This is a genomic window from Micromonospora sp. CNZ285, assembly GCF_004637285.1.
The window spans coordinates 6,073,948-6,100,549 of record NZ_SPQD01000001.1; the positions used below are offsets into that span (position 1 = coordinate 6,073,948).

31 protein-coding genes are annotated in these 26,602 nt (G+C 73.4%); 19 read left to right on the top strand and 12 right to left on the bottom strand.

From position 1 onward, the window contains the following. Positions 1-2: 2 nt before the first annotated feature. Positions 3-872 (top strand): PhzF family phenazine biosynthesis protein, encoded by an 870-nt coding sequence (locus tag CLT75_RS28080; protein ID WP_135243185.1) that lies wholly within the window; start codon positions 3-5, stop codon positions 870-872. 105 nt (positions 873-977) lie between these two features. Beyond that, positions 978-1,511, top strand: a complete 534-nt coding sequence (locus CLT75_RS28085) for a hypothetical protein (RefSeq protein ID WP_209310399.1) — start codon at positions 978-980, stop codon at positions 1,509-1,511. A gap of 94 nt (positions 1,512-1,605) precedes the next feature. On the opposite strand, the gene CLT75_RS28090 is transcribed toward CLT75_RS28085, so the two are convergent. Then, positions 1,606-2,301, bottom strand: coding sequence for an HAD family hydrolase (locus CLT75_RS28090; RefSeq protein ID WP_135243187.1), 696 nt, complete (start codon positions 2,299-2,301; stop codon positions 1,606-1,608). A gap of 106 nt (positions 2,302-2,407) precedes the next feature. On the opposite strand from CLT75_RS28090, the gene CLT75_RS28095 reads away from it, so the two are divergent. Beyond that, entirely contained in the window at positions 2,408-3,364 is a 957-nt protein-coding gene (locus CLT75_RS28095) for a DMT family transporter (RefSeq protein WP_135243188.1), read from the top strand. A gap of 114 nt (positions 3,365-3,478) precedes the next feature. Continuing rightward, a complete protein-coding gene (locus CLT75_RS28100) occupies positions 3,479-5,629 on the top strand; it encodes an APC family permease (protein ID WP_486485288.1) in 2,151 nt (716 codons plus the stop codon). Between the two features lie 2 nt (positions 5,630-5,631). On the opposite strand, the gene CLT75_RS28105 is transcribed toward CLT75_RS28100, so the two are convergent. Both CLT75_RS28105 and CLT75_RS28110 read right to left on the bottom strand, forming a co-directional pair. After that, positions 5,632-5,919 carry a hypothetical protein gene (locus CLT75_RS28105; protein WP_135243190.1) on the bottom strand — a complete coding sequence of 96 codons (288 nt, stop codon included), beginning with the start codon at positions 5,917-5,919 and terminating at the stop codon, positions 5,632-5,634. 40 nt (positions 5,920-5,959) lie between these two features. Beyond that, positions 5,960-6,784: an SDR family NAD(P)-dependent oxidoreductase gene (locus CLT75_RS28110; RefSeq protein ID WP_167796978.1), complete on the bottom strand. Its 825-nt coding sequence runs from the start codon at positions 6,782-6,784 to the stop codon at positions 5,960-5,962. Between the two features lie 124 nt (positions 6,785-6,908). On the opposite strand from CLT75_RS28110, the gene CLT75_RS28115 reads away from it, so the two are divergent. After that, positions 6,909-7,865: an HpcH/HpaI aldolase/citrate lyase family protein gene (locus CLT75_RS28115; protein ID WP_135243191.1), complete on the top strand. Its 957-nt coding sequence runs from the start codon at positions 6,909-6,911 to the stop codon at positions 7,863-7,865. Between the two features lie 43 nt (positions 7,866-7,908). Here CLT75_RS28115 and CLT75_RS28120 read toward each other — a convergent pair whose 3' ends face one another. Beyond that, the gene (locus CLT75_RS28120) at positions 7,909-8,430 is read right to left on the bottom strand and encodes a DUF4190 domain-containing protein (protein WP_135243192.1); all 522 of its coding nucleotides are present in this window, start codon (positions 8,428-8,430) and stop codon (positions 7,909-7,911) included. Between the two features lie 116 nt (positions 8,431-8,546). On the opposite strand from CLT75_RS28120, the gene CLT75_RS28125 reads away from it, so the two are divergent. Next, positions 8,547-9,437: an SDR family NAD(P)-dependent oxidoreductase gene (locus CLT75_RS28125; RefSeq protein WP_036311415.1), complete on the top strand. Its 891-nt coding sequence runs from the start codon at positions 8,547-8,549 to the stop codon at positions 9,435-9,437. A 3-nt stretch (positions 9,438-9,440) separates the two neighbouring features. Here CLT75_RS28125 and CLT75_RS28130 read toward each other — a convergent pair whose 3' ends face one another. Continuing rightward, positions 9,441-9,842 carry a DUF4190 domain-containing protein gene (locus tag CLT75_RS28130; protein WP_135243193.1) on the bottom strand — a complete coding sequence of 134 codons (402 nt, stop codon included), beginning with the start codon at positions 9,840-9,842 and terminating at the stop codon, positions 9,441-9,443. Positions 9,843-10,013: 171 nt separating this feature from the next. Here CLT75_RS28130 and CLT75_RS28135 point away from each other — a divergent pair, with 171 nt between their 5' ends. Then, a complete protein-coding gene (locus CLT75_RS28135; protein ID WP_073825580.1) occupies positions 10,014-11,210 on the top strand; it encodes an acyl-CoA dehydrogenase family protein in 1,197 nt (398 codons plus the stop codon). 3 nt (positions 11,211-11,213) lie between these two features. On the opposite strand, the gene CLT75_RS28140 is transcribed toward CLT75_RS28135, so the two are convergent. The 4 genes from CLT75_RS28140 to trxA all read right to left on the bottom strand — a co-directional run bounded on the left by CLT75_RS28140 (position 11,214) and on the right by trxA (position 14,970). Further along, positions 11,214-11,960 (bottom strand): hypothetical protein, encoded by a 747-nt coding sequence (locus tag CLT75_RS28140; protein ID WP_135243194.1) that lies wholly within the window; start codon positions 11,958-11,960, stop codon positions 11,214-11,216. A gap of 31 nt (positions 11,961-11,991) precedes the next feature. Then, a complete protein-coding gene (locus tag CLT75_RS28145; protein WP_135243195.1) occupies positions 11,992-12,414 on the bottom strand; it encodes a CoA-binding protein in 423 nt (140 codons plus the stop codon). 39 nt (positions 12,415-12,453) lie between these two features. Beyond that, entirely contained in the window at positions 12,454-14,499 is a 2,046-nt protein-coding gene (locus CLT75_RS28150; protein WP_135243196.1) for an intein-containing Rv2578c family radical SAM protein, read from the bottom strand. Between the two features lie 108 nt (positions 14,500-14,607). After that, entirely contained in the window at positions 14,608-14,970 is a 363-nt protein-coding gene (gene trxA / locus CLT75_RS28155) for a thioredoxin (protein WP_135243197.1), read from the bottom strand. 547 nt (positions 14,971-15,517) lie between these two features. On the opposite strand from trxA, the gene CLT75_RS28160 reads away from it, so the two are divergent. The 11 genes from CLT75_RS28160 (at position 15,518) to CLT75_RS28205 (ending at position 23,748) form a co-directional block, all read left to right on the top strand. After that, positions 15,518-16,033, top strand: coding sequence for a MaoC family dehydratase (locus CLT75_RS28160; protein ID WP_013283894.1), 516 nt, complete (start codon positions 15,518-15,520; stop codon positions 16,031-16,033). Between the two features lie 97 nt (positions 16,034-16,130). Further along, positions 16,131-16,622 carry a hypothetical protein gene (locus tag CLT75_RS28165; RefSeq protein WP_135243198.1) on the top strand — a complete coding sequence of 164 codons (492 nt, stop codon included), beginning with the start codon at positions 16,131-16,133 and terminating at the stop codon, positions 16,620-16,622. A gap of 34 nt (positions 16,623-16,656) precedes the next feature. Further along, complete coding sequence (locus CLT75_RS28170) at positions 16,657-17,280, top strand: TrmH family RNA methyltransferase (RefSeq protein WP_135243199.1); 624 nt, start codon at positions 16,657-16,659, stop codon at positions 17,278-17,280. Positions 17,281-17,382: 102 nt separating this feature from the next. Then, entirely contained in the window at positions 17,383-18,069 is a 687-nt protein-coding gene (locus tag CLT75_RS28175) for a DUF6758 family protein (RefSeq protein WP_486485371.1), read from the top strand. A gap of 118 nt (positions 18,070-18,187) precedes the next feature. After that, entirely contained in the window at positions 18,188-18,346 is a 159-nt protein-coding gene (locus CLT75_RS32825) for a hypothetical protein (protein ID WP_013283898.1), read from the top strand. A 6-nt stretch (positions 18,347-18,352) separates the two neighbouring features. Next, complete coding sequence (locus tag CLT75_RS28180) at positions 18,353-19,204, top strand: PH domain-containing protein (RefSeq protein WP_135243200.1); 852 nt, start codon at positions 18,353-18,355, stop codon at positions 19,202-19,204. A 93-nt stretch (positions 19,205-19,297) separates the two neighbouring features. Further along, positions 19,298-19,993 carry a SigE family RNA polymerase sigma factor gene (locus CLT75_RS28185; RefSeq protein ID WP_135243201.1) on the top strand — a complete coding sequence of 232 codons (696 nt, stop codon included), beginning with the start codon at positions 19,298-19,300 and terminating at the stop codon, positions 19,991-19,993. A gap of 56 nt (positions 19,994-20,049) precedes the next feature. Next, positions 20,050-21,267 carry a TolB-like translocation protein gene (locus CLT75_RS28190; protein ID WP_486485289.1) on the top strand — a complete coding sequence of 406 codons (1,218 nt, stop codon included), beginning with the start codon at positions 20,050-20,052 and terminating at the stop codon, positions 21,265-21,267. Between the two features lie 10 nt (positions 21,268-21,277). Continuing rightward, on the top strand, positions 21,278-22,144 hold the full coding sequence (locus tag CLT75_RS28195; RefSeq protein ID WP_135243203.1) for a PHP domain-containing protein: 867 nt from the start codon (positions 21,278-21,280) through the stop codon (positions 22,142-22,144). Positions 22,145-22,175: 31 nt separating this feature from the next. Then, a complete protein-coding gene (locus tag CLT75_RS28200; protein ID WP_013283903.1) occupies positions 22,176-22,790 on the top strand; it encodes a MarC family protein in 615 nt (204 codons plus the stop codon). Positions 22,791-22,914: 124 nt separating this feature from the next. Next, a complete protein-coding gene (locus CLT75_RS28205; protein WP_486485372.1) occupies positions 22,915-23,748 on the top strand; it encodes a RecB family exonuclease in 834 nt (277 codons plus the stop codon). Between the two features lie 13 nt (positions 23,749-23,761). Here CLT75_RS28205 and CLT75_RS28210 read toward each other — a convergent pair whose 3' ends face one another. Together CLT75_RS28210 and CLT75_RS28215 are read right to left on the bottom strand one after the other, a co-directional pair. Next, positions 23,762-24,613 (bottom strand): oxygenase MpaB family protein, encoded by an 852-nt coding sequence (locus tag CLT75_RS28210; protein WP_135243205.1) that lies wholly within the window; start codon positions 24,611-24,613, stop codon positions 23,762-23,764. Positions 24,614-24,692: 79 nt separating this feature from the next. Beyond that, complete coding sequence (locus CLT75_RS28215) at positions 24,693-25,121, bottom strand: Fur family transcriptional regulator (protein ID WP_030501115.1); 429 nt, start codon at positions 25,119-25,121, stop codon at positions 24,693-24,695. 162 nt (positions 25,122-25,283) lie between these two features. Between CLT75_RS28215 and CLT75_RS28220 the strand changes: the two genes are divergently transcribed. Next, positions 25,284-25,766: a DUF2231 domain-containing protein gene (locus CLT75_RS28220; protein ID WP_135243206.1), complete on the top strand. Its 483-nt coding sequence runs from the start codon at positions 25,284-25,286 to the stop codon at positions 25,764-25,766. Between the two features lie 10 nt (positions 25,767-25,776). Here the strand turns inward: CLT75_RS28220 and CLT75_RS28225 are convergent, their stop codons facing one another. Further along, the gene (locus tag CLT75_RS28225) at positions 25,777-26,472 is read right to left on the bottom strand and encodes a hypothetical protein (RefSeq protein WP_135243207.1); all 696 of its coding nucleotides are present in this window, start codon (positions 26,470-26,472) and stop codon (positions 25,777-25,779) included. Positions 26,473-26,602 lie beyond the last annotated feature (130 nt).

Here is a 26,602-nt window from a genome sequence, read left to right on the forward strand (position 1 = left end):
ACATGTCGACCTTGGGCTACGAGATCGTGGACGTCTTCACCGACCGCCCGTTCGCCGGCAACCCGCTGGCCGTGGTGTTCGGCGCGGAAGGGCTGGCCACCGAGCAGATGCAGGCGCTCGCGCTGGAGTTCAACCTGTCCGAGACGGTCTTCGTGCTGCCGCCGACGCAGGTGGGCGCCACCTACCGGGCCCGGATCTTCACCCCGGCCGACGAGCTGCCCTTCGCCGGGCACCCGAGCGTCGGCGCCGCGGTGACCGCGAGCCGGCGCGGCGTCTTCGGCGCCGGCCGGATCACCCAGGAGTGCGGCGCCGGCGTCCTGCCGATCGAGGTGACCGCCACCGGCGCGACGCTCACCGGCGGCACGCCCACGCTCGGCCCGGAACTCGACCCGGAGCCGCTGCTGGAGATGGTCGGCCTCACCGGCCCCGACCACGTCGGCCCGCCACCGCGGGTAGCCGGGTGCGGCCTCGAATTCCCCTACCTTCCGGTACGCCCGGACGCGGTGGCCCGGGCACGGTTGAACACGACGGCGGCGCAGCGGTACGGAGTGGAGCACGTCAGCCTCTTCTCCTGGGAGCCCGATTCGCAAACCGCGCACGCCCGGGTCTTCGTGCCGGGGCTCGGCGTACCGGAGGACCCGGCGACCGGCTCGGCCGCCCTGGGACTGGGCGTGTGGCTGGTCGCCAGCGGCCTGCTGCCCGGCGAGGGCCGCGCGGAGTACACCGTCCGGCAGGGCATCGAGATCAACCGCCCGTCGACGCTGGAGTGCACGGTGACCGCGTCCGGCGGGCTGGCGGTGAGCGCGACCGTCTCCGGCCAGGTCATGCCGGTGGCCCGAGGCGAGATCACCGTCCCCCCGTTCATCGGCTGACCCCGCCCGCGGCCCGCTTCTATTCGGTGATCAAGGAGTTTGTGTCCTCCGGCGGCCGGTTCGCCGACACGAACTCCTTGATCACCGGGGTGGGGTGGGCGGCGGATGGGGGAGGATGGCGGGGTGAGTGACGAGGTGGACGAGCGGGTGACGCCGCCGCTTGTGGACGAGGCGGTGAAGAAGGCCGCGGTCTGCTGGGTGAGCACCGCCAGCGGTCCGGCCTACGCGCTGTGGTGCCTGCCGCTGGAGGGCACCCTGCTCGTGGTCACCGGCCCCGGCGAGCAGACCGCGCCCGGACTGGCCGACAGCGACACGGCCGACGTGACGCTGCGCGGCGACCACGGCGGGCGGATCGTCACCTGGCCGGCGCGGGTGACCCGGCTGCGACCGGGCACCGAGGAGTGGGACACCGTCGCGCCGCTGGTCGCGGCGAAGCGGCTCAACGCCTCCGGCTCCGCCGCCGAGCTGGTGGAGCGGTGGGCGGCGCAGGGCTGCGCGCTCAACCGGCTCGCGCCCGCCGGTACCGCGGTGACCGGCGCCGACCTGCCGGACGGCTCGCTGAGTGAGCAGCCCCGACCGGCCCCTGTGGTGCGGGCCGTCCGCAAGCCGTTCCGCCTGCACCGCGTCCGCCGCCGCTGACCGCGCGAACCCGTCGACGCCGACGCGCCGGACAGCCGACGCCGCCGACACGACTCGGCCGCCACCCGGCCGGGCCGCGCCGAGACGGGCCCGGTCAGGCGACGGGGACGGGGGCGAGCAGGTCGAGCACGTCCGTCAGCGAGGTCAGCGACGGCCCGTCGAAGCCGTGGTCGGCGTTCAGGACCACGTGGTCGGCGAGATCCGGCGCGGCCAGCCGGACCGCGCTCAGCCCGACCCGCTCCGCGCCGGTCAGTTCCTGGCTGTCGCCGTCCCCGACGTACAGGCAGTCGGCCGGGGACTGGCCGAGCCGGTGACACGCGGCCAGGTAGAGCGCCGGGTCCGGTTTGCAGCGTCCGAGGCGTACCGAGAAGACCTGGGCGTCGAGCAGCGGCGCGACGGCGAGCTGCGGCAGGAACGCCGGCAGTTCGTGCGTGCAGTCGCTGATCAGCCCGGTGCGGACGCCCCGGTGGCGCAACGCGGCCAGCACCGGCACCGCCTCCGCGCGTAGCCGGGTGTCGGCGCGTACGGCTCGGTGCCGGGTGGCGACGGCGGCGCGCACGGTCTCGTCGGACGGGTGGACGCCGAGCCGGGCGCACACCCAGCGCATCGTCGACTCGGCGTTCCCGAAGGAGCCACTGGCCCGTTCGTAGAAGCTGCTGTCCAGCACCTCCACCAGGGCCTCGCTGGAGCAGCCGAGCATGTCGGCGGTGGCGCGGTGGGCGGCTCCGCGCCGTACGCCGTGGGTCAGGGTGCCGAAGAAGTCGAACAGCACCGCCTGGAATCGGGGCATGAGGGAACGCCTCCGGACGTCGAGGGGGGATCGCCGGGACGCGCATGATCGTAACGGAGTGCTGACGTTCCGTGTCGGTCGGGTGTTCGTGTGAGGATTACCGTTCGTGCCTCCCGTTCCGCATCGCCCGCCGCTCGACGCGTTGACGGTGGGCGCGCTCGCCCTGGCCGTCGCCTCGGTCTCGTCCTCGGCGCCGCTCGTGGCGTTCGCCGCCGCGTCGGCGCTGGCGGTGGCGTTCTGGCGTACCGCGCTGTCGGCGGCGGTCCTCGGCCCGGTCACCCTGGTCCGGCGGCGCGCCGAACTCCGCGCGCTGACCGTCGGGCCGGGCCGGCGCGAGGGGCTCTACTGCGTACTCTCCGGGGTCGCTCTGGCTGCCCACTTCGCCACCTGGATGCCGAGTGCGCAGCTCACCTCGGTAGCGGCCGCGACCGCGCTCGGCGCGACGCAGCCGGTGTGGCAGGGCCTGATCGCCCGCGGGCAGGGACGGCGGCTGCCGAGGGCGGTGTGGGCCGGCATCGGGGTGGCGGTGCTCGGCGCGGTGCTCGCCACCGGCGCCGACTTCGGCGTCTCCGGCCGGGCGTTCGCCGGTGACCTGCTCGCCGTGGTCGGCGGCCTGTTCGCGGCCGTCTACACCGCGTTCGGCGAGCGGGCCCGGGCCAGCATCAGCACCACCACCTACACCACCGTCTGCTACGGCGTCTGCGCGGCGATCCTGCTCGTGGTGTGCCTGGTCGGCGGCGTACGTCTGCACGGCTTCGACGGCCCGACCTGGCTGGCGATCCTCGGCCTGGTGGCGGGCGCCCAACTGCTCGGCCACTCGATGTTCAACTACGCCCTGCACCGGGTCTCCGCGACCACTGTCAGCGTGCTCATCCTGCTGGAGGCGCCCGGCGCGGCGCTGATCGGCTGGGTGTGGCTGGGGCAGTTGCCCCGGCCGCTGGCGCTGCCGGGGCTGGCGCTGCTGCTGGCCGGCGTGGCGGTGGTGGTGCTCGGCGGGGCGCGGGCCGGTCGTCGTGCCGTGCCGGTCGCGGCCCCCGCCGACCCCACGCCGCTCGGCGACTGAGCGACGCGCCTCGACCGCCGCCATCGCGGCCGCGAGCGCAGCCGCCGCGCCGGTCGGGGCGAAGTCCCGCCGTTCCGGCCACCGGGCCGTCCGGTTTGCACGAAAGTGCTCAGAGTGGGGGCGGACCGGGACGACGCGGCGGAGACGGGCACCGTCGTCACGCCGTCGGCCGAGTTCCCGCCGCTCGGCGACGAGGAACGCGCGGCGCTCGGCCGGATCGGCGAGCGCTGGCGCGGCCCGCGCCGCGCCGACGACCTGCCGGTCGACCCGACGCTGGGGCGGCACGACCACCAACCGGCGCCGACCCGGTTCGGGCGGCTGGCGCCGATCGACATGTTCACCGTGGCGCAGCCGGACGAGCTGGTCGCCACCGGTGCGGCCGACCTGCCCGGCGACCGGACCGGCCGGGCCGCCGCCCGGGCCCGCCGGGCGCTGCTCGGGCCGCCGCTGTCCAGCGCGTCGGTGCTGTACGAGCGGATGCGCAAACTGGTGGCGCTGCCGGTGCTCTCGTCGGACCTGCTCAGTTCCGTGGCGTACGGGCCGGAGGCGATGCTCGCCGTGCTGGTGCTGGCCGGGAGCGCCGCGCTCGGACTGGCCCTGCCGCTCGCCGCCGTACTCGTGCTGCTGATGGTCGCTGTCGGCCTCTCCTACCGGCAAACCATCCCGGCCTACCCGCACGGCGCCGGCTCGTACATCGTCGCGGGGGACAACCTCGGGCGTACGCCGGGACTCGCCGCCGCGGCCGGGCTGATGCTCGACTACGTGCTGACCGTGTCCGTGTCGGTGGCGGCCGGGGTGCACGCGGTCACCTCGGCGCTACCCGGGCTCGATCCGTGGGCGGTGCCGCTCGGGGTGCTGGTGATCGTCGTGCTGCTCGCCGGGAACCTGCGCGGCGTCCGCACCGCCGGGAACATCTTCGTGCTGCCCACGTACGCGTTCGTGGTGGTGCTTGTCGCGGTGCTGGCGATCGGTTACGCGAAGGCCGCGTCGCGGGGTTTCGCACCGGTGCCGCCGCCCTCGGTGCCCGCCGCCGAGGGTCTGGGCCTGCTGCTGGTGCTGCGGGCCTTCTCCTCCGGCGCGGTGTCGATGACCGGCATCGAGGCGGTCTCCAACGCGGTGCCCGCGTTCCGCCCGACCGAGTGGCGCAACGCCCGCACCACGCTCGGCTGGATGGTCGCCATGCTGGTGACGCTGTTCGCCGGCCTGGTCGGGCTGATCCACCTCGACGGACTGGTGCCCCGGGCGGACGAGACGCTGCTGTCCCAGCTCGGCCGGGTCACGTTGCCGAGCGGGCCCTGGTACGCGATCCTCCAGGCCACCACCGCGCTGATCCTGCTGCTCGCCGCGAACACGGCGTTCAACGACTTCCCCCGGCTGCTGTTCTTCATGGCCCGCGACGGGCACGCGCCACGCCGGTTCCTGCACATGGGCGACCGGCTGGCGTTCAGCAACGGGCTGGTGGCGCTGGCGCTGAGCGCAGCGGTCGTGTTCGTCGCGTTCGGCGGGCACACCGAACGGCTGATCCCGCTCTACGCGGTCGGTGTGTTCCTCGCCTTCACGCTGTCCCAGACCGGGATGGTGGTGCACTGGCGGCGCCGCCGGGGGCCGGGATGGCGTCGCCGGCTCGCGGTCAACGCGGTCGGCGCGGCGCTGTCCGGGCTGGTGCTGCTGACCGCGGCGGTCGCCAAGTTCACCGAGGGCGCCTGGGTGGTGGTGCTCGCCGTGCCGCTGCTGGTGCTGCTGTTCCGCCGGATCCACAGGCACTACGACCGGCTGCACCGCGCGCTGGCGCTGCACCCGCCGCCACCCGCGCACCCGCCGCCACCCGCGCCGCCCGCCGAGGGCGACGAACTGCCCCAGGAGGTACGCCACCTGGTGATCGTGCCGGTGGCCCGGCTGAACCGGGCGTCGCTGCGCGCGCTGGCGTACGCGACGTCACTCGGGCGGCCGACGCTCGCCGTGCACCTCGCGCCCGAGGAGGCCGAGGCGGACCGGTTCCGGGAACAGTGGCGGGCCTGGGGAGACCACCTGCGGCTGGAGACGATCGTGTCGCCGTACCGGTCGGTGATCGGGCCGCTGGCGCACTACCTGGAGGCGTTGCACGCCGCGAGCCCGGACCTGACGCTCACCGTGATCGTGCCGGAGGTGGTGCTGCGCCGGCGGCGGTACCGGCTGCTGCACAGCCGCGCCGAGCAGCGGTTGCGGGCGGCGTTGCGGGCGCTGCCCGGCGTGGTGGTCACGAGCGTCCCCGTGCACGTGTCGTGACCTCAGACGTCGCGTACCTCCAGCACCCGGGTGGCGGGCGCCGCGTCGCCCAGCTCGGCCCGCAGCGCGACGCGCTCCGGGTCGACAAGGAACGCGTCCAGCCCGGCGCGGGCGGCGAACCGGATCACGTGCACCTCGGTCTCCCCGTCGCCGGTACGCAGCCGCCGTTCCAACTCGCCACCGTGCCGGCCGAGCAGCGCCAGCACCGCGTCCTCGTAGCGCCGCCCGGCGTCCACGTCGGCGCTCAGGTCGACGAGCGCGACCAGCAGGACCTCGTTCACCGTCGTCATGGCGTCGAGTGTCGCAGCGGACCGGTGGTCACGGTGACCCTCAAACGTCGATGCCGACCGCCTTCGCGCTGGCCGTCCAGAGCCGCGCGGCCAGCGCCGGGTCGGCCGCCTTGGGCCGGGGCCGGTGCGGCTTGCGGTCGGCGTAGTAGCCGCCGTCGGTCAGCCGGGACGGATCCTGGCAGGCCAGCCACACCAGCGTCTCGGCGCCCTTCTCCGGGCTGCGGAACGGCAGCAGCCGCATGCCGAGCGCCACGATCCGGCTCTCGTTGCCGAAGCGGGTGCGCACCACGCCGGGGTGGAACGTGTGCGCCGGCACCTCCGGCCAGCGCCGCGCGGCCTCGGCGGTGAACAGGATGTTCGCCTGCTTGCTGGTGCCGTACGCGCGGAACGGCCGGTACGAGCGCAGCGCGGAGTTGAGGTCGTCCGGGTCGAGGACGCCGCTGCGGTGGGCGTCCGAGGCGGTGACCACCATCCGCCCGATCCGGTCGGCCAGCAGGTTGCTGAGCAGGAACGGGGCGAGGTGGTTGGCCTGCATGCTCAGCTCGAAACCGTCGACCGTGGTGATCGGTTCCAGCACGATCGCGCCGGCGTTGTTGGCGAGCACGTCGATCCGGTCGTACCGCTCGCGCAGCCGCTCGGCGAGGCCGCGCACGTCGTCGAGCACCGCGAAGTCGGCGCGGAACAGCTCCGGCTGCTCGCCGCAGCACTCGCGGACCCGCTCGCCCGCGGCGCGCAGCCGGGCCGGGTCGCGGCCGACCAGCACCACCTGGTCGCCGCGGCGCGCCAGCTCCTCGGCGGCGGCCAGCCCGATGCCGGAGCTGGCGCCGGTCAGCACCACGATCCGACGCTCAGTGAGATCTTCCACAGGTCCATTCACCCCGGTCACGGCACGAGGTTACCGTGGCGTCACCACGCCCTTTGGGATCGTTAAGTTCTCGAAATCCACCGCTGCGCCGGCACCCGCGCCGGACGCTGGAAGGAGCGCATCCATGACCGCTGTCGGTCGTCCCCGCCGATCCTGCCTGGCGGTGCCCGGCTCCAGCGTCAAAATGCTCGGCAAGGCCCAGGGCCTTCCCGCCGACCAGGTCTTCCTGGACCTGGAGGACGCGGTCGCGCCGCTGGCCAAGCCGGACGCGCGCAAGAACATCGTGGCCGCGCTGAACGAGGGCGACTGGACGGGCAAGACCCGCGTGGTCCGGGTGAACGACCTGACCACGCCGTGGACCTACCGGGACGTCATCGAGGTGGTCGAGGGCGCCGGGGCGAACCTGGACTGCATCATGCTGCCGAAGGTGCAGAACGCCGAGCAGGTGCACTGGCTGGACCTGCTGCTCACCCAGATCGAGAAGACGCTCGGCCTGGAGGTGGGCCGGATCGGCATCGAGGCGCAGATCGAGAACGCGGCCGGGCTGGTGAACGTGGACGCCATCGCCGGCGCCTCGCCCCGGGTCGAGACGATCATCTTCGGCCCGGCCGACTTCATGGCCTCGATCAACATGAAGTCGCTCGTGGTCGGCGCGCTGATCCCGGACTACCCGGGCGACCCGTACCACTACATCCTGATGCGCATCCTGATGGCCGCGCGGATGCACGACAAGCAGGCCATCGACGGCCCGTTCCTGCAGATCCGGGACGTGGACGCGTTCCGCGAGGTGGCGAAGCGCTCGGCGGCGCTGGGCTTCGACGGCAAGTGGGTGCTGCACCCCGGCCAGATCGACGCCGCGAACGAGGTCTACTCGCCGGCGCAGGCCGACTACGACCACGCCGAGCTGATCCTCGACGCGTACGACTACTACACCTCGGAGGCGGGCGGGAAGCTCGGCGCGGTGATGCTCGGCGACGAGATGATCGACGAGGCGTCCCGCAAGATGGCGCTGGTGATCGCCGCGAAGGGCCGCGCCGCCGGCATGTCCCGCACGTCCACGTTCACGCCGCCCGCGTCCTGACCGCGCGTCGGGCCGCCTCCCTGCCGGGGGCGGCCCGATCGCGTCAGTAGCTGCTGGTGCTGCTGGCGCCGACCGCGATCACGATCATCACGATGTAGAAGATGATGAAGGCGACCAGCAGGGCGGTCAGGATCCAGCCGACGATGATGGCGGCCTTCGCCATGCCCTCGCCCTGCTCACCGGTCTCCCGGATCTGCTTGCGGGCGACGTGGCCCATGATCGCGCCGATCGGCGCGGTGATGCACGAGGTGAAGCCGACCAGCGACAGCACCAGCGCCACGATGGCGAGTGTGTTCGTCCGCGACGCCGGCATCGCGTAGCCGGGATAGGCGCCGGGCGGGGGATAGGCACCCGGATAGCCGGGCATCGGCGCCGCGTACTGCTCGCCGCCGGGCGGGGCGTAGGGCGACTTCGCGCCCGCGTACGGGTCCGCGACCGGTGCGTACGGATCGGCCTGCGCGTACGGGTCGGCCGGTCCCGGCTGACTCGGCACGGCCGGCGAGCTCGACTGCTGCCCGGCCGCCAAGGGATCCTGCCAGCCACCGGGCGGTGGGGGATAGGTCATCTGATCATCTCCAGGTACGTGGTCGCGCTCAGGGTAGCCACCCCGTGCGCGACACGGACGTCCCCTTTCCGGCCACCGCGTTGCCCGTGGGGTCGGCACCGGGCAGGATCCTCGGCATGGCACTTGACGCGCGTGGGGGTCGGTCGCGACGGGACATGAGCCGGCCGGGGTCGGTGCGGCGCCCGCGCGGCGGCGAGCCGGTCGGCGCCGCCGACTCCGAACGGCCGGCGCCGCTGCCGGAACCGGCCACCATGCGCCTGGACGGCCGGGTCGCGCTGGTGACCGGCGCGGGCAGTCCGGACGGCATCGGGTACGCGACCGCGCGCCGGCTGTCCGACCTGGGCGCCCGCGTGGCGATCGTGTCCACCACGAGGCGCATCCACGAACGCGCGGGCGAGCTGGGCGTCACCGGTTTCGTCGCCGACCTCACCGACGAGTCGGAGGTGGGCGCGCTCGCCGACGCGGTGGCCGAGCAGCTCGGCGACGTCGAGGTGCTGGTGAACAACGCGGGCCTGGCGAGCCGGGCCAGCCCGGAGGTGCTGCGGCCGGTGGCGCAGCTGACGTACGACGAGTGGCGCGGCGAGATCGACCGCAACCTGACCACCGCGTTCCTGTGCAGCCGCGCGTTCATCGGCGGCATGGCCGAGCGGGGCTGGGGCCGGATCGTCAACCTGGCCGCCACCGCCGGGCCGGTGAACGCGCTGCCCACCGAGGCGGCCTACGCGGCGGCCAAGGCCGGCGTGGTCGGGCTGACCCGGGCGCTGGCGATGGAGATGATCGCCGACGGGGTGACGGTGAACGCGGTCGCGCCGGGAATCATCCACACCGCGGCGTCCACCATGGCCGAGATCAAGCAGGGCCTGGGTACGCCGGTCGGGCGTCCCGGCACACCGGACGAGGTGGCCGCGGCGATCGCGTTCCTCTGCTCGCCGGCCGCGTCGTACATCACCGGGCAGATGCTGGTGGTCGACGGCGGCAACAGCGTCCGGGAGGCGCAGTTCCGCTGACTGTCAGTAGGTGCTGTTGTCGGAGTTGGCCCAGAACGCCAGCCCGATCCAGCCGCAGCAGACCAGCAGGCCGATCGCGGTGAAGATGTAGCTGAGGATCAGGCCCCAGGTGGCGAGCTGGTCGCCGTCCTCGCCGGTCTGCCGGATCTGCCGCTTGGCCAGGTGGCCGCAGACGATGCCGGCGGGCGCGAAGACGAACGCGAAGACGAGCGACAGGATGGCGAGCACGTTCGTGCCACGGGGTCCTGGCCCCTGGCCGGGCGGCCCGTACTGGCCGTAGGGCGGCTGCGGGGCGTACGGGGGTTGGTGGCCGTACTGCGGGTGCTGCTGGCCGTACTGCGGCTGCCCGTACGGCTGGCCGTGCGACGGCGGCTCGTACGGCGACGGTGGCTGCTCGTCTGTCACAAGCGCCCCTTCCCCAGGTCAACGGCCCACTTACTTGCGGACGCTACCCGCAGCGGTGAACCTTTTCACAGCGGTTGTGTGGACTGGTCACCTTGGCGCGGCCGGTCCCGGGGCCGATACTGACCGAGCGTTCAGTTACCCATGAGTAAGGCGCCGACCCCGGAGGCTGAGATGGCCCGACTCGCCCAGACACCCGGACTGACCGACGTGCAGCGGTCGATCCTGGAAACCGTCCGGGAGTTCGCCGACAAGGAGATCATCCCGCACGCGCAGCGGCTGGAGCACGCCGACGAGTACCCGAGCGACATCCTCGACGGCATGCGCGAGATGGGGCTGTTCGGCCTCACCATCGACGAGGAGTACGGCGGCCTGGGCGAGTCCCTGCTGACCTACGCCCTGGTCGTCGAGGAGCTGTCCCGGGGCTGGATGTCGATCTCCGGCATCGTCAACACCCACTTCATCGTGGCGTACCTGATCTCGCAGCACGGCTCGGCGGACCAGAAGGCCCGGCTGCTGCCCCGGATGGCCACCGGCGAGGTGCGCGGCGCGTTCTCGATGTCGGAGCCCGAGTGCGGCTCGGACGTCTCGGCGATCAAGTCGAAGGCCGTGCGCGACGGCGACAACTACGTCCTCAACGGCCAGAAGATGTGGCTCACCAACGGGGCGTACTCCTCGGTGGTGGCCACCCTGGTCAAGACCGACACCGGGGCCGACTCGGTCTACGGCAACATGAGCACCTTCCTGCTGGAGAAGGAGCCCGGCTTCGGCGAGACCGCGCCCGGCCTCACCATCCCCGGCAAGATCGACAAGATGGGCTACAAGGGCGTCGAGACCACCGAGATGGTGCTCGACGGCGTCACCGTGCCCGCCTCCGCCGTGCTCGGCGGCGAGGAGAAGGTCGGCCGCGGCTTCTACCAGATGATGGACGGCATCGAGGTCGGCCGGGTCAATGTCGCGGCCCGCGCCTGCGGCATCTCGATCCGGGCGTTCGAACTGGCCGTCGCGTACGCCCAGCAGCGCCACACCTTCGGTCAGCCGCTCGCCAAGCACCAGGCCGTCGCGTTCAAGCTCGCCGAGATGGGTACGAAGATCGAGGCCGCGCACGCGCTCATGGTCAACGCGGCCCGGCTCAAGGACGCCGGCCAGCGCAACGACGTCGAGGCGGGCATGGCGAAGCTGCTCGCGTCCGAGTACTGCGCCGAGGTGGTCCAGGAGGCGTTCCGGATCCACGGCGGCTACGGCTACTCCAAGGAGTACGAGATCGAGCGCCTGATGCGCGAGGCGCCGTTCCTGCTGATCGGCGAGGGCACCTCGGAGATCCAGAAGACGATCATCTCGCGCGGCCTGCTCAAGCAGTACAAGCAGTAGGGCTCAGCGTTCCGCCACGCCGGGGGCCGGTTCCGGGGGAGTCACCGGCAACCCCACCGCCAGTGCCTCCGGCGTGGTCCGGAACTGCTCGATCGCGGCCAGCAGCCGCTCGTCCGGCACGGCCAGGTCGCGCCCGCCGATCACCGGCCGGGGCAGTTGTTCCGGTTCCAGACGGAGGTGCACTCCGCCGCCGCGCTCGCCGGACCGTTGCACGCCACGGATGCCGGACCACGGATACCAGTCGCCGCCGTACCGGAGCCCGCCGCCGGTCAACGCCAGCCGGCCGGTGAACCGCACCTCGCCGTAGACGACCCAGCCCAGGCCGAGGGCCACCGCGGCCAGCACCAGCGGTCGCCACGGCTCGACCTGCGGCCAGCGCTCGGTCAGGAACGAGAACCCGCCGAGCGCCACCACGACACCCGCTGTCACGTCCGCGGTCAGCCCCAGCCATCCCGCCGCCGACCGCCGGGCCATCAGCCCCGGTTCGGCGCCGTGCGGCCCGGCCAGCCGGGGCCGCCAGATCAGCCGGCCGGTCCGATGTGGCCGCCAGTACCGCTGCGCCAGATGCCCCAGCATCACCAGCCACACCATGCCGCGAACGGCGCTGAGGTGCGACGGATCCAGCGCGAGGAGAACCCGGCCGCTCACCGCGGCCACCGTCGTACCGGCGAGGAGCGCAAGCAGCCTGCGGGACCAGAGCCCGTCGCGGTCGGGCACCGCGGCAGCCGCCATCGGGCCGGGACCGGACATGCCCGAAGGGTACGCGCCGCGCGCCGCGTCGTCAGTCGGACGTTCCGCCGGTTGTACGGGTCAGGCCGGCCGCCGCCCGCTCGACGATGAGGCACTTGTCCTCGACGTAGTCGAGGCCGGCCTCCTCGGCGATCCGGCGCGCCTCGTCCGAGAAGATCCCGAGCTGCAACCACACCGCCGGGGCGCCGATCGCCACCGCCTGCCGGACCACGTCGACCGCGTCGCGGGCCGGGCGGAACACGTCGACCAGGTCGACCGGGTGCGGGATGTCGGCGAGCGTCGGGTACGCCTTCTCGCCGAACAACTCGTCCACGGTCGGGTTGACCGGGATGATCCGCCAGCCGTGCCGCTGCATCTCCAGCGGTACGCGGTGCGCGGCCTTGCCCGGGTCGCGGGAGGCGCCCACGACGGCGATCACGGCGGAGTCGGCGAGGATCTGCTGAGCGGAACGCATCCCCCGAGACTAGCCCCGCCGGTGCGGGTTTCCCGGTCGCTAGAGCAGGGAGAGCTGCTCGGCGGCCGGGGCGGGCGGCGGGGTCTCCGGCAGCCCCCTGTTGTCGCCGGTCTCGCCGCGGTGCAACCCGTGCCGGCGTGCCGCCATCCGCACCCGCGCTGTCACCTCCCGCTGGTACGCCTGCGGCGCGTACGAGCCGGCCTGGTAGAGCTGCCGGTAGCGGGGCACCAGGTGGGGGAACTCCCGGGCCAGCCAGCGGGCGTACCACTCCCGGGCACCGGGCCGCAGGTGCAGCGGCAGCGGCGTCACGCTGGCCGCGCCGGAGGCGGCGATGGCAGCGACCGTGGCGTCGATGGACTCCTCGTCGTCGCTGAGGCCGGGCAGGATCGGCGCCATCAGCACGCCGACGGAGAAGCCGGCGTCGGTGAGGGAGCGGACCGCGTCGAGGCGGCGGCGCGGGCTCGGCGTGCCCGGCTCGGCCGCCCGCCAGAGCGCCTCGTCGACGAACCCCACCGAGTACGACACACCGACCCGTGTCACCTGGGCGGCCTGGCGCAGCAGGGGCAGGTCGCGCAGCAGCAGCGTGCCCTTGGTCAGGATGGAGAACGGGTTCGCGAAGTCCCGCAGCGCCTCGATGATCGGCGGCATCAGGCGGTAGCGGCCCTCGGCCCGCTGGTAACAGTCCACGTTGGTGCCCATGGCGACGTGCGCGCCGCGCCAGCGTGGGGCGGCCAGCTCGCGGCGGACCAGCTCGCCCGCGTTGACCTTGACGATCACCTTGCGGTCGAAGTCGGCGCCCGGGTCCAGGTCGAGGTAGGTGTGGGTGTTGCGGGCGAAGCAGTTGTGGCTGACCACGCCGTTGGCGATGAAGTCACCGGTGCCGGTGGTGATGTCCCACAGCGGAAGCTCCAGGCCGAGATCCTCGACGGCTGTCACCTGGAGTCGCGCCGCGCACTTGAGCGCCATGCCCTCGATCGAGCGCCGGGCCGTGACGGCCGGGTCGGTGAGGTGGAAGAAGCGCAGCCGCTCCGGCAGCCCGCCGGTCAGCCGGAGCTGACGCGCCGCACCCGGTGCGCCGGGCACGTCGAGCGCCCACCGGAAGCCGAACCGGTCCAGCGCGCCGGCCGCGCGGGCCCGGCTCTCGTCGTCGGCGACGCTGATCCGGAACACGCCCCGGTGGCAGGTGCCGACGGCGTCGAACATGCCGGCCAGGTAGCCCAGCGCCCAGTCGTCCGTCGCCTCGTCGGGTGGCGTGAACAGCCCGGTGACGACGTCGGCCGGGCCGGCTGTGCGTACCACTGTGGTCGTCGCCCGGCGGCCGACCCGGGTGGTCGTGGCCCGCTCGACGGTGACGCCCGCGTCGGCCAGGTAGCGCTCGGCCCGGTCGAGCGCCTCCGCCTCGGCGGTGGCCAGCCGGAACCGGGTGTCGCGCCGGTGGCCGGCGGGGTCGTCGTCGCGGACCAGGGCGTGCAGGTAGCCCCGGCGGTAGTCGGCCGAGCGCTTCGGCGCCACCACGAACCCGCCGGTGCCGAGCAGGCGGTTGCGGATGGTCAGGTGCGGGCGGCGTCCGCCGCCGCGCATGGTCCCGGTGACGTGTTTCCAGCCGCGTTCGGTGAGGAACCGGTGGTCGCCGCTGGCGACGAGCGTGGTGCCGTCGGCCAGGGTGATCCGGTAGGCCCGCTTCACAGTGGACCACTTGTCGAGCACCGTGGTGACGACGTAGTGGCGGTAGGCGCCGCTCCGCCGGGTGCCGTAGATCCGGTCGCCGGGCTCCAGCTCGCTGATCGCCCTGGTGCGGCCGTCGGCCATCAGGATCGGTGTGTCGCCGCCCAGGCAGTAGACGCAGGCGTGCGAGCAGCCCCGGTAGGGGTTGATCGTCCACTCGAACGGCACGCGTGACTGGCCGGGCACCCGGTTGATGATCGACTTGGCGTGGACCTCGTAGAAGGTCATGCCGGCGAAGCCCGGGGTGTCGAACGTGCGGGCTACGGCGCCGGGCAGCGCCAGCGGCAGGGGTGGAGCCGCCGGCGCCGCCCGATCGGGAGTCCCCTCGTCCGGGGGAGCGGAGAGGTTGTCCCAGCGCATGGAGCTAATTCGAACACGTGTTCGAACAAAGCGCAAGCGGGCCGCGCCGGTACGGGACACGCCGCCGGCCGGCACCCCGGAGGGCACCGGCCGGCGGCGTGTGGAACGTCAGTGGTTGTGCTCGGCCAGCTTCTTGCGGACGTCGTCCATGTCCAGCGCCTGGACCTGCTCGATGAGGTTCTCCAGCGCCGACTCCGGCAGCGCGCCCGGCTGGGCGAAGACGATCACGCCGTCACGGATCGCCATGATCGTCGGGATGGAGCTGATGTTGAACTTGGCCGCCAGCTCCTGCTGCGCCTCGGTGTCGACCTTGCCGAAGGCGATCTCCGGGTGCTTCTCCGAGGAGCGCTCGTAGACCGGGGCGAAGCGCTTGCACGGGCCGCACCAGTCCGCCCAGAAGTCGAGCAGGACGATCCCGTCGCGCCCGGTCACCTCGTCAAAGTTGGCCGTGGTCAGCTCAACCGTTGCCATTTGCTCTCTCCGATCACCGCGGATTGTCGTACGTCCGGTGGAACCAGGGTCAGTCCGTCCGAATTCCCGTCGCGCGGGTGACGAAACGCTGAGCGTGCGGACGGTGACCCTGGGCACATCGAACACCATCTGTTCGGTCCGTTCGTGCGGAACGCAAATGCACGCCGCACTTGCGTGACGGGACGTGATGGGAGCGTTTCCAAGGAGATCACGCTCAGTTGCGGCTACGTATCGGTAACTTTGGGCTTGACGAGCATCTATCCGGCCTGCGGAGATCGCTTACCGACCTCTTGTCGGTTACTTTGAGTAGTGTTACGAAAAGATAAATGTGACCTCCGTCTCTGTCGGCGACGGGTGGTCGTACGGCAGAATTCTTCGCATCAGAGCGTGGGCGGCGGGTGCCGGGGAGGGCCCCGCCGCTCATTGCGTCCGGACCTCGGTGGCCCCCGGTGTGACATTTCCGCCGGGCGAGCGCCCCGCCCCTCGCCTTAACAAGCGATAAGGCATGCTGTGCCGAACTCCATCGCCGCCCGTGAAGGGGACAAGGATGCAGTTCGGCCGCTACTACGAGGAGTTCGAGGTCGGCGCGGTCTACCGGCACTGGCCGGGCAAGACGGTCACCGAGTACGACGACCACCTCTTCTGCCTGCTCACCATGAACCACCACCCGCTGCACATGGACGCGCACTACGCCGAGTCCGCCTCGCAGTTCAAGCGCAACGTGGTGGTCGGCAACTACATCTACTCGCTGCTGCTGGGCATGTCCGTGCCGGACGTCAGCGGCAAGGCGATCGCCAACCTGGAGATCGAGTCGCTGCGGCACGTCGCGCCGACGTTCCACGGCGACACCATCTACGGCGAGACGACGGTGCTGGACAAGCGGGAGTCGGCCTCGAAGCCCGACCGCGGCGTGGTCGCGGTCGAGACCCGCGGCTACAACCAGGACGGCACGCTCGTCTGCGTGTTCCGCCGCAAGGTCATGGTCCCCAAGAAGGAGTACGCGGCCGCCGCCGTCCCGGACGGCGTCGACCCGGAGCGTCCCAGCTTCCCCGAGCCGCGCTGACCTCGCGTTTCCGTCCGGCCACCGGGCCTCGTTCTCCGTTCGGCGGGGACGGGGCCCGGACCTCGTCCGGGGGCTTATGCTCGGGCTGGAGGTGCCCATGAGCCACTCCGTAGCCGGAGAGCCGCCTTCCGCCGGTCGCCGCGCCGCACCGCTCACCACCGCCGCCTACTCCGCGGCGGAGTGGGACCTGCTGACCGACCTGCCGGGCCGCGTCCTCGTCGCCGCCGCCGCACCCGGCCCCGGCCGGCCGCCGCGCGGCGTCGCCGCCGGACTGGCCGGCCTGGACGCGGTGGCCGCCGGCCGGGCCTTCGACAGCGATCTCGTCCGCGCCGTGGTGGCCGCCATCTACGCCCGCCACGACGGCGTCACCGAGCGGGACGAACGCCTGACCGACATGGTCGACCTGCTGGCCGCCGTCCGGGCGACGGTGCGGGTGCTGCGCCGCCGGGCGGATCCGGCCGACTCGGCGGCGTACCGGCAGTGGGTGGAGTCGGTCGCCGCACGGGTGTGCCGGGCCGGGCAGACCACGCCGAGCCCCGCCGACACGCGCTTCCTCGACCGGCTGGGCGGCGCGCTCGACCTGCGCTGAGCGGGGACGCCGCCGGGCCGTACCCTCGGCAACCGTGACCGACGACCAGCTCGACGTGGGTGTGGGGCCGTGGCCCGGTGACCCGCCGGACGACCCGCGCTACGACCCGGAGCTGCTCACCGTCGGGGACCGGCGCAACGTGGTGGACCGCTACCGCTACTGGCGGCGCGAGGCGGTGGTGGCCGACCTGGACCGGCGCCGGCACGACTTCCACGTGGCGATCGAGAACTGGCAGCACGACTTCAACATCGGCACCGTGGTCCGCAACGCCAACGCCTTCCTCGCCGCCGAGGTGCACATCGTCGGGCGGCGGCGGTGGAACCGGCGGGGCGCCATGGTGACCGACCGCTACCAGCACGTCCGGCACCACCCGACGATCGAGGAGTTCGTCGCCTGGGCGCGCGACGAGCGGTTGCCGGTGGTCGGGATCGACAACCTGCCCGGCTCCCGGCCGATGGAGACCGCGGTGCTGCCGCGCCGCTGCGTGCTCCTGTTCGGCCAGGAGGGGCCGGGACTGTCGGCGGTGGCCCGGTCGGCCTGCGACGCGCTGTTCTCCATCGCCCAGTACGGCTCGACCCGGTCCATCAACGCAGGCGTGGCCAGCGGCATCGCCATGCACGCCTGGATCCGGTCGTACGCCGGGCCGCCGCCGGACTGAACCGCGCGTGGGTCCACCACCGGACGGAAATCCCACGCTCGTCGGCCCGCCCCGCTTGACGCCCCGAGGGTCCGGGGTGACGGTGAGGGTGTGACTGTCGCGGTGAGTTGTCCGAAGTGCGCGGGCCCGGTGCGCGAGCCGGATCTGATGCACGCCGAGCACCGGTGCGTGCGCTGCGGCCCGGTCGTGCCGCTGCACGTGCCGGAGCACATCAGTGCCGAGATCATGGCCAGCGTGGTGGAGCGGATGGCCGCCGACCCCGACCCGACCGGCCGGCTCCGGATGCCGCTGTGGTGCCCGTGGCCGCTCCCGCCGGGCTGGACGCTCACCGGCGTGGCCTGGGCGGGCGACGACCGGGCGGGCGTACGGGCCACGCTCGTCACCTGCGCCGGACCGGCCCCCCTGGACGGTGGGCCGGCCGACCTGATCTTCGTCGCCGAGGAACCGGGCGTCGGCCTCGGATCCCGCTTCGCGGGACTGCCCGGACCCGACCCCGGCCCACAGGTGGAGGAGGCGCTCACCGATCCCGGCCCTGGTCATCCCGAGCGGCTGCCGCACGCGAAGATCCGGGTGGGCGGCCATCCGACTCCACTGTGGCTCGTCCGCTCCGAAACGGATCGAAGCGCGTACGCCGGCGAGGCTCGGGGAATGTGGCTCCATGCGATAGCCTGGCCGGCGAGTGCGGGTCACCTCCTCGCGGAAGAAGTCGTGCTGCACGACCTCACCGAGTGGACACCGCCCGAACTCGTGTACGGCGCACCGTCTCCGTACCTGCACGGGCGGGCCTGACCGGCTCGCCACGGCGAGTCGGAGAGCGGACGCAGATATTCACGGTAAGACACCATGCTGATACTCTGGGTGCCGCTGCGGTAAACGGACCCGGCGCCGCGCGAGAGGATGGCCCGCTATGGTCAAGAAGGTCCTCACCTGGGCCGGCATCGCATTCTTGATCTTCTTTGTTGCGTACCGGCCCAACTCCGCCGCCGACGTCTTCAAGTCTCTCGGCGGCGGCATCATGGACATCGCGCAGGGCTTCGGCGACTTCTTCACCAACCTCGTCGCCTAGCCGCCCATGGGAAGCCCCTCCGGTCCACCCTTCGACCCGGACGACCCCGACCGGGCACGCCGGGAACGCGACACCGAGCCGATCCCCCGGATCGACCCGGACGACCCGGCCGGTTACGGCCCCGGTCCGTACGCGGACCCGGACGACGCCGGCTACGGCAGCGCGTACACCGGCGAGGGGCGGTCCGGCCGGGCCTGGGCACGGGATCCGGACGGCTTCCCGGACCAGCCGATCTCCGAGGAGGAGCTGGCCGGGCTGCGGTCCGACGCCACCGGCATGGCACCCCGCCGGGTGCTGCCGCTGGAGGACGAGCCCAGCTCGCTCGTGGCGCGTTACCTCTTCCCCACGGAGCGCTACCGGGGCGAGTGGAAGCGGCACTGGATCCACCTCACCACCCCGATCATCGTCGGCGTGGCGGCCACGTTCGTGCTCGGCTACCTCTCCGGCTTCCTCGCCGGGCGGGACGTCGGCGCGTTGACCACGGTCGCCGTGCTGCTCTGGTTCGCCGTGATGGGCTGGGTCGCGTGGAAGGTCGCCGACTGGTGGTACGACCGGTTCATCCTGACCAACAAGCGGGTGATGGTGGTCAACGGGATCATCACCCGGCAGGTCGCGATGATGCCGCTCACCCGGGTCACCGACATGAAGTACGAGCAGAGCCCGACCGGCCGTGCCCTCAACTACGGCACGTTCGTGCTGGAGTCCGCCGGTCAGGAACAGGCACTCCGGGTGATCAAGAACCTGCCCAACCCGAACGAGCTCTACCTGCGTGTGGTCGAGGAGATGTACGAGCCGCAGGCGGTCGAGGCGCGGCTGGGCAAGGAGGCCGACGAGGCCAAGGCCGACGACGGAGCCTGAAACTTTTCGTCCGAACATCGGATGAACTGCACACCTTCCGCCATCGACCCGACCGGCCCGGCCGTGGCATCCTGCCAGGCAGGACGGGGGGAGATGAGTGTGGTGGTGAGCAGAGATCCGCTGGAGGAGGAGTTCCGCGAATTCGTCGCGGCCCGGTCCGGCGCACTGCTGCGCACCGCCTACCTGCTCGCCGGTGACTGGGCCACCGCCGAGGATCTGCTCCAGACCGCGCTGACGAAGACCTATCTGGCCTGGAAGCGGCTCGGCGGGATCGAGGCCATCGAGCCGTACGCCCGCCGCGTCATGGTCAACACCTCCACGAGCTGGTGGCGGCGCCGCTGGCACGGCGAGCGCCCCACCGAGGTGCTGCCGGAGCGCGCCGGGGTCGACGAGATCGAGCAGCAGCTCGACCGGGACGCGCTCTGGCGGCACCTCCAGGCGCTGCCGGCCCGGCAGCGGGCGGTGCTGGTGCTGCGCTTCTACGAGGACATGTCCGAGGCGCAGACCGCCGCGCTGCTGGAGATCTCCCCGGGCACCGTCAAGAGCCAGACCTCCCGGGCGCTCAACACGCTGCGCCGCCGGCTCGGCTCCGAGGCGGCCCTGAGCCTGCCCGCGCCCGCCGACGCGCCCGCCGCGAAACCGGCAGCGGCCGGCCGGTCCGTCCCGCCGGCCCGGGGCGCCGAGCCCGCCCGTACCCCGGCGCGGCAGCCCGCCGCCCGGGTGCCGCGGCCGGCCCCACCCGCGGCTCCGGTCCGCCCCGCCGTCCCGATCGCGGCGAAGAGCCGATGAGCGGCACCCGGCAGCACGGTGACAACCGAACGGGCAGCCCGGAGCGTCCATTCCCCGTGAGCGACGACGAGCTGGAGCGGGCGCTGCGGGAGACCCTGTCCCGCCGCGTCGAGACGTCCCGCCCGCTGCCCGCCGACCCGGCCGGGGAGATCCTGCGCCGGGCGCGGCGCACGGGCCGGCGGCGTACGCTCACCGGCCTCGCCCTGGCCGGGGTCGCCACCGTTGTCGTCACCACCGGGGTGGCCCAGTTCAGCGCGCCCGGCGGCGACGGCGGCACGCCCACGGTGGTGCTCGGCGACCCGCCCGTCCTCTTCCCGTCCCCGCAGACCTCCGAGCCGTCCTCGGTCACCCGCTTCGGGCCGGTACGCGCCGAGCTCGATCTGCTCGTCGGTGACCGGCTGGACACCAGCGGCGGCGAACGGCGGCAGCTGACCGGTGTGAGCGGCGTCGAACGGGCGCAGCGGATCCACGAGCAGGAGGGCTGGCTGCTCACCTCGGCGGCCACCGTCGCCGGCCGTACCCTCTGGTGGGTGCCGGTCGGTGGCACCGCGCCGCAGGTCATGCTCGCCGCCGCGGACGCGGTGGCGGTCTCCCCGGACGGACGCCAGGTCGCCTGGCGGGACGGCACGGACCTGATCGCCGCCGGTGTGGTCGCCGGCCAGCTCATCGCGCCGGTCCGGATCGCCGCGCCGGAGGGCGCCGTGCCGGTCGGCTTCACCGGCGACGCGGTGCTGATCCAGCAGCCCGGCGACGGTGGGATGAGCGTCTGGAACCGCGCGCTGGGCGGGCAGCCGGGCCCGGTGAACCCGGACGTCCGCACCGTCTACGGCACCCGGCCCGACGGCCGGGTGGTCGGCCTGGTCGCCGCCGGGCGGGACGAGCAGCACTGCCTGGCCCTGCTCGACCCGGCCCGCGACCTCGCCCCGGTGCGCACCGGATGCGGTCTGAAGCTTGCCACCGACGGACTCGGCGCCGTCTCCTTCGACGGCCGGTGGCTGCTCGCCAACGGCACGTCCCGCACCGCCCTCCTGGTCGACCTGCGCGACCCGGCCACCCCGGTCACCCACCCGGCCGGCCCGCTGCTGGCCGGCGGCGTGTCCTGGACCCGGGCCGGGGTGGCGCTGCACGTGGACGCGACCGGCGGGCTGGTCCGGGTCAAGCCCGAGCGGGTGCTGGCCGGTGACCGGCCCACGGCCTCCAAGATCGACGGGCTGGCGCCGGAGGACCGCCCGGTGGTGGTGGCCGACGTCCCCACGGTGCCGGACGGGGCGTAGCGTCGGGCGGGTGAGTGTCCCCGCCCGCATCGACCTGCACACCCACTCCACCGCCAGCGACGGCACCCTGACCCCCGCCGACCTGGTCCGGGCCGCCGCCGAGGCTGGGCTCGACGTGGTGGCACTCACCGACCACGACACCACCGCCGGCTGGGCGCCCGCCGTCGCCGCCCTGCCGCCCGGACTCACCCTGATCCGCGGCGCGGAGATCTCCTGCCGGTGGTTCGGCGCCGAACCGGCGATCCCGCTGCACCTGCTCGCGTACCTGTTCGACCCGGCCGAGCCGCACCTGGCCGCGGAACTGGCCCGGGTCCGCCGGGCCCGCGAGGAACGCGGCGAGCGCATCGTCCGGCTGCTCCAGGCCGACGGCATCCCGGTGAGCTGGACGGAGATCCTGACCGGCGCGGGCGGCGGCACCGTCGGCCGCCCGCACATCGCGCAGGCGCTGATCCGGGCCGGTCTGGTCGCCACCACCACCGAGGCGTTCGGGCCGGACTGGCTCGGCGAGCGGTACCGGCTGCCCAAGGACGACATCGAGGTGTTCCAGGCGGTGGCGCTGGTGCGGGCGGCCGGCGGCGTGCCCGTCTTCGCCCACCCGAAGGCCAGCCGGCGCGGCCGGATCGTGCCCGACGAGCTGATCGCGGACCTGGCGGCGGCCGGCCTGGCCGGGCTGGAGGCCGACCACGAGGACCACGACCCGGCCGAGCGGGAGCACGTCCGTGGGCTCGCCGCCGACCTGGGACTGCTGGTCACCGGCTCGTCCGACTTCCACGGCACGCACAAGACCGTGCGGCTCGGCGCGCACACCACAGGGCCCGAGGCGTACGAGCGGATCGTCGCGCTGGCCCGCGGGGTGACCCCTGTCGCTTCAGGCTGAAGCGATCCGGCGGCACGGCTACCGTGTCCGCGTGGATCTCAAGCTCTTCGGCGAGGTCTTCGTGACCCTGCTGGTGATCGTCGACCCGCCCGGGATGATGCCCATCTTCCTCGCGCTGACCGGGCCGCTGCCCGCGCGCGACCGGAACCGGGCCGCCTGGCAGGCCGTGGCGCTGGCGCTCGGGGTCATCGTGATCTTCGCGGTGGCGGGGCAGACGATCCTGGCGTACCTGCACGTCGACCTGCCCGCCCTCCAGGCGGCGGGCGGCCTGCTGCTGATCCTGGTCGCGCTGGAGCTGCTGACCGGCAAGGCGGACGACCCGAGCAACCAGGTCACCTCGAACATCGCGTTGGTGCCCCTCGGCACCCCGCTGCTGGCCGGGCCGGGCGCCATCGTGGCGACCATGCTGTTCGTGCAGCAGGCCGGCGGCGCCGTCGACTACCTCGCCATCGGGCTCGCAATCGTCGCGGTGATGGTGACCGTGTGGGTGGTGCTGCGCTTCTCCGGCGGGATCGTCAAGGTGCTGCGCCCCGGCGGCATCGAGGTGCTGACCCGGATCGCCGGTCTGCTGCTGGCCGCCATCGCGGTGCAGCTCATCGCCGACGCGATCGCCGCGTTCGTGACCCAGTACCTCAACAACGCCTGAGCGGGTCCGTCCGGTGTCGTACCCGGATGGCAGGATTCTCCGTGTGCGACGACAGCAAGCAGCCAGCGGCTCCCGGGCTCCCCGGCCCCGCGCCGAGCAGTCCGAGCAGCTCGGCTTCGAGGGCATGCCGGAGCGCCTGTTCGTCTGCACACCGAGCAAACTCGGCGCGTACGCGGACTGTCCCCGCCGCTACCGCTACGCCTACGTGGACCGGCCCGCGCCGCCCAAGGGCCCGCCGTGGGCGCACAACTCGCTCGGCGCGAGCGTCCACACGGCGCTGAAGAACTGGTACGCGCTGGCCCCCGACCGCCGCCGCCCCGAGGTGCTCGGCACGCTGCTCAAGGGCACCTGGGTCCGCGAGGGCTACCGCGACGACGAGCAGGAGCGCGACGCCTTCCGGCGGGCGCTGACCTGGCTGGAGAGCTACGTGGCGGGCCTCGACCCGGCCGACGAGCCGGTCGGCGTGGAACGGGTCGTCGCGGTCAAGACCGCGGTGCTCGCGTTCAACGGCCGCACCGACCGGATCGACTCGCGTCCCGGCCCGGACGGGCGGCCCGAGCTGGTCATCGTCGACTACAAGACCGGCCGCACCGGCCTCGACACCGACGACGCGCGCGGCTCGCAGGCGCTGGCGCTCTACGCGTACGCGGCCGAGCGGGTGTTCCGCAAGCCGTGCCGCCGGGTCGAGCTGCACCACCTGCCCACCGGCACTGTCGCCGCCCATGAGCACACGCCGGAGTCCCTGCACCGGCAGCTCACCCGCGCCGAGGACACCGCCCGCGACATCATGGCCGCCGAGCGCGCGGTGGCCGACGGCACCGACCCCGACGCGGCGTTCCCGGCCGAGCCGGGCCCGCGGTGCGGCTGGTGCGACTACCGGCGTACGTGCCCGACCGGCGCGCAGACCCCCGGCAAGGAGCCCTGGTCGGCGGTCGAGCGGTTCGCCGACCCGCAGTGAGCGTGGGGCGCCGTCAGGCCGCGGTCAGGCGGGCGGCGCGTTCCTTGGCGGCCTGCTGCAACGGGCCCTCCCGGTAGCGCCGGGGCACCGCGGCCAGCGCCAGTCGCAGAGCCCGCGCGCTCAGATCCGCCGACAGGGCGGTGGTGGGCAGGCCCAGCCCGCCGTAGAGCCGCAACGCCCACGGCGGCAGCATCCCCAGCGCGGTGGCGGCGATCCCGAAGTACGCCCAGCGAGGCGGCCCCAGGTTCAGGCCGACGCGTGCCGGCAGGCTGAGCTTCCACGGGATCGGCGGCGCGGTCAGGAACACCGCCGTCTCGGCCGCCTCCCGGGTCATCCGCAACTGCGGGCGTACGTCCCGGTAGTAGTCGGCCACCTCGGCGGCGGTACCCGGCACGTCGTCCGGGTCCAGCCCGACCAGGGCCGCCGACCGGCGCTGCTCGGTGTAATAGCCGTCCACCTCGTCGTCGGTGAGCGCCAGACCGGCCCGCCGGGCGGTGCTCACGAACGACTCGACCTCGGTGACGTGTACCCAGCGCAGCAGGTCCGGATCGTCGACGCGGAACTCCTCACCGGTGAACGGGTCGGTGGCGCGCATCCGGGCGTGCCGTGTCCGCAGCCGTCGCCCGGCCGCCTCCGCCTCGGCGGTGGTGCCGTAGATCGTCGTCCCCACGTACGTCGCCGTGCGGACCAGCCGCCCCCAGGCGTCGGTGCGGTAGTTGCTGTTCTGTGCGACGCCGGCCATCGCGCGGGGATGCAGCGCCTGGAGGTAGAGCGAGCGCAGGCCGGCGACGATCAGGATCGGTTCCTCGTGCACCTTCCACGTGACCGATCCCGGACCGAAGAGGCCGAGGTCTTCGGTGTCCACCGATCAAGAGTGCCACGCGTCGTCGCCGGCCGTCCCCGATGCGGCGGCCAGGCGGCGGCCGTCGTCCTCGGCGCTCCGGTCAGTCGTCGGCGGAGCGGCGGGACTGGCAGGCCGGGCAGAGGCCCCAGAAGGTCACTTCCGCCTCGTCCAGCTCGAAGCCGTGCGCCACGTTCGGGTCCAGGCAGGGGGCGCTGCCGACCGCGCAGTCCACGTCGGCGATCTCGCCGCAGCCCCGGCACACCACGTGGTGGTGGTTGTCGCCGACCCGGGCCTCGTACCGCGCGGGACTGCCGGCCGGCTCGATCCGGCGGGACAGGCCCGCCCGGGACAGGGCGCCGAGCACGTCGTAGACGGCCTGGGTGGAGACCGAGTCGATCCGCTGGCGGACCCGCCGGGTGATCTCGTCGACCTCCAGGTGACCGCCGGCGGAGAGCACGTCCAGCACGGCGAGACGCGGCCGGGTGACCCGTAGGCCCCTCGACCGGAGCAGCTCCTCACCAGTGGACATGGATCCATGACAGCACGGGCCCGGGCGGGCCGACAAGCGAGCGTTGTTCGCCCGTGGCCGGGGCCACAGGTGAACCGGCGCCGCCACGCGTTCGTGTATCGAGGAAGACGGCCTCACGCCGTACGCTGAGCGCGCCAAACCACCCACTCGCCGGAGGTGTCGGTGTTCAGGGAAATCAACGGTCTGCCGGTCCACGTGCTCGTCATCCACGCGGCGGTGGTGCTGGTGCCGCTGCTGGCACTGCTCGCCGTCGCGTACGGGGTGCTGCCCCGCTGGCGGCCCCGCCTCGGCTGGGCGGTCGCGGCGCTCGCTGTGGTCACGCCGATCGTCGCCTGGGTGGCCACCGAGTCCGGCGAGGAACTGGAGGAGACCCTGCGCGCGAAGGGCTACCCGCCGGACCGGCTCCAGCAGATCCACGAGCACGCCGAGTACGGCGACACGCTGTTCTGGTTCGCGCTCGGGCTCGGCGTCGTGGCGCTGCTGCTCGTGCTGTCGACGAGCCGCTTCGTCGCGGGCCGGAACCTGCCCCGCTGGCTCCCGATCGTGCTCACCGTCGTGGTGGCGGTGCTCGCGGTCTTCGCGCTCGTGTACGTCTACCTGACCGGGGACAGCGGCGCCAAGATGGTCTGGGACGGCGTCGTCTGACCGCTGCGGGTCAGAACAGCACCCGCGAGCACAGCAGGCAGGTGAGCAGCACCAGCACCACTGCCACGGCTGCCCCGATGCCGTAGGTGAGCCGCTGCGCGCGCTGCTCCGCCTGGTCCATCGCCGCCATGTCCTGCGGCGGGAGCCGGCGGGGCGGTGACGGCTGCACGTGTACCGGTGGCCGCCAGCCGGGCGGCGGAGGCGTGCTCGGCGGTGGTCCCGCGTACCCCGAGGGCGGCGAACCACCAACGGGCGCGCCACCCCCGAACTGCGGGCCACCGGCGGGCGGGCCGGCACCGGGCGTGCCCGGCCACGCGCCGCCGGCCACCGTCCAGCCGCCTGCCGCCTCCGGCCGGGCCCACGGGCTCTCGGTGGCCGCCTCGCGTGACCACGGGCTGGCGTTCCCGGCCGCCTCCGGGGTGCCGGCGGCTGCTCCGGTGGTCTCGACGCCCTCGGCGACGGCCGGCTCCGCCGGGAGGGCGGTCGGCTCGGGCTGCCCGGCGGTCCCGGCCGGAACGTCGGTGCGGTCCGGTTCACGGTCTCCGCCGGCGTCACCGGGCCCGGCTCCGGGACCGGCCGGGTGGACGTCCGCGCTGTCCGCGCCGTCCCGGGGGACCGCCCCGGGGGCGTTCTCCCCGGCGGGTGCCGGTTGGTCCGGGCGTCGCCAGGTCTCGTCGTCGGGGCTGCCACCGCTCGGCGTCGTCACGCCGTCCGACGCTACCAACGCCCCGGGCCGGTCGGCCGCCCGACGCGTCGATCACCGCCACTCCGGCCCGTCGCGCCCGGTGTGTGGCGTTCCGGCGGCTCCCGGCCCGGTACGGCCGGGCTCGGGACGA

Bases quoted from the DNA above. Each gene is read 5' to 3' on its own strand.
- CLT75_RS28115 (WP_135243191.1), top strand. From the start codon at position 6,909: ATGACCGCTGTCGGTCGTCCCCGCCGATCCTGCCTGGCGGTGCCCGGC.
- CLT75_RS28120 (WP_135243192.1), bottom strand. From the start codon at position 8,430: ATGACCTATCCCCCACCGCCCGGTGGCTGGCAGGATCCCTTGGCGGCC.
- CLT75_RS28150 (WP_135243196.1), bottom strand. From the start codon at position 14,499: ATGCGCTGGGACAACCTCTCCGCTCCCCCGGACGAGGGGACTCCCGAT.
- CLT75_RS28140 (WP_135243194.1), bottom strand. From the start codon at position 11,960: ATGTCCGGTCCCGGCCCGATGGCGGCTGCCGCGGTGCCCGACCGCGAC.
- CLT75_RS28105 (WP_135243190.1), bottom strand. From the start codon at position 5,919: ATGACGACGGTGAACGAGGTCCTGCTGGTCGCGCTCGTCGACCTGAGC.
- CLT75_RS28215 (WP_030501115.1), bottom strand. From the start codon at position 25,121: ATGTCCACTGGTGAGGAGCTGCTCCGGTCGAGGGGCCTACGGGTCACC.
- CLT75_RS28185 (WP_135243201.1), top strand. From the start codon at position 19,298: ATGAGTGTGGTGGTGAGCAGAGATCCGCTGGAGGAGGAGTTCCGCGAA.
- CLT75_RS28160 (WP_013283894.1), top strand. From the start codon at position 15,518: ATGCAGTTCGGCCGCTACTACGAGGAGTTCGAGGTCGGCGCGGTCTAC.
- trxA (WP_135243197.1), bottom strand. From the start codon at position 14,970: ATGGCAACGGTTGAGCTGACCACGGCCAACTTTGACGAGGTGACCGGG.
- CLT75_RS28135 (WP_073825580.1), top strand. From the start codon at position 10,014: ATGGCCCGACTCGCCCAGACACCCGGACTGACCGACGTGCAGCGGTCG.
- CLT75_RS32825 (WP_013283898.1), top strand. From the start codon at position 18,188: ATGGTCAAGAAGGTCCTCACCTGGGCCGGCATCGCATTCTTGATCTTC.
- CLT75_RS28125 (WP_036311415.1), top strand. From the start codon at position 8,547: ATGGCACTTGACGCGCGTGGGGGTCGGTCGCGACGGGACATGAGCCGG.
- CLT75_RS28080 (WP_135243185.1), top strand. From the start codon at position 3: ATGTCGACCTTGGGCTACGAGATCGTGGACGTCTTCACCGACCGCCCG.
- CLT75_RS28165 (WP_135243198.1), top strand. From the start codon at position 16,131: ATGAGCCACTCCGTAGCCGGAGAGCCGCCTTCCGCCGGTCGCCGCGCC.
- CLT75_RS28180 (WP_135243200.1), top strand. From the start codon at position 18,353: ATGGGAAGCCCCTCCGGTCCACCCTTCGACCCGGACGACCCCGACCGG.
- CLT75_RS28205 (WP_486485372.1), top strand. From the start codon at position 22,915: ATGCCGGAGCGCCTGTTCGTCTGCACACCGAGCAAACTCGGCGCGTAC.
- CLT75_RS28090 (WP_135243187.1), bottom strand. From the start codon at position 2,301: ATGCCCCGATTCCAGGCGGTGCTGTTCGACTTCTTCGGCACCCTGACC.
- CLT75_RS28085 (WP_209310399.1), top strand. From the start codon at position 978: ATGGGGGAGGATGGCGGGGTGAGTGACGAGGTGGACGAGCGGGTGACG.
- CLT75_RS28145 (WP_135243195.1), bottom strand. From the start codon at position 12,414: ATGCGTTCCGCTCAGCAGATCCTCGCCGACTCCGCCGTGATCGCCGTC.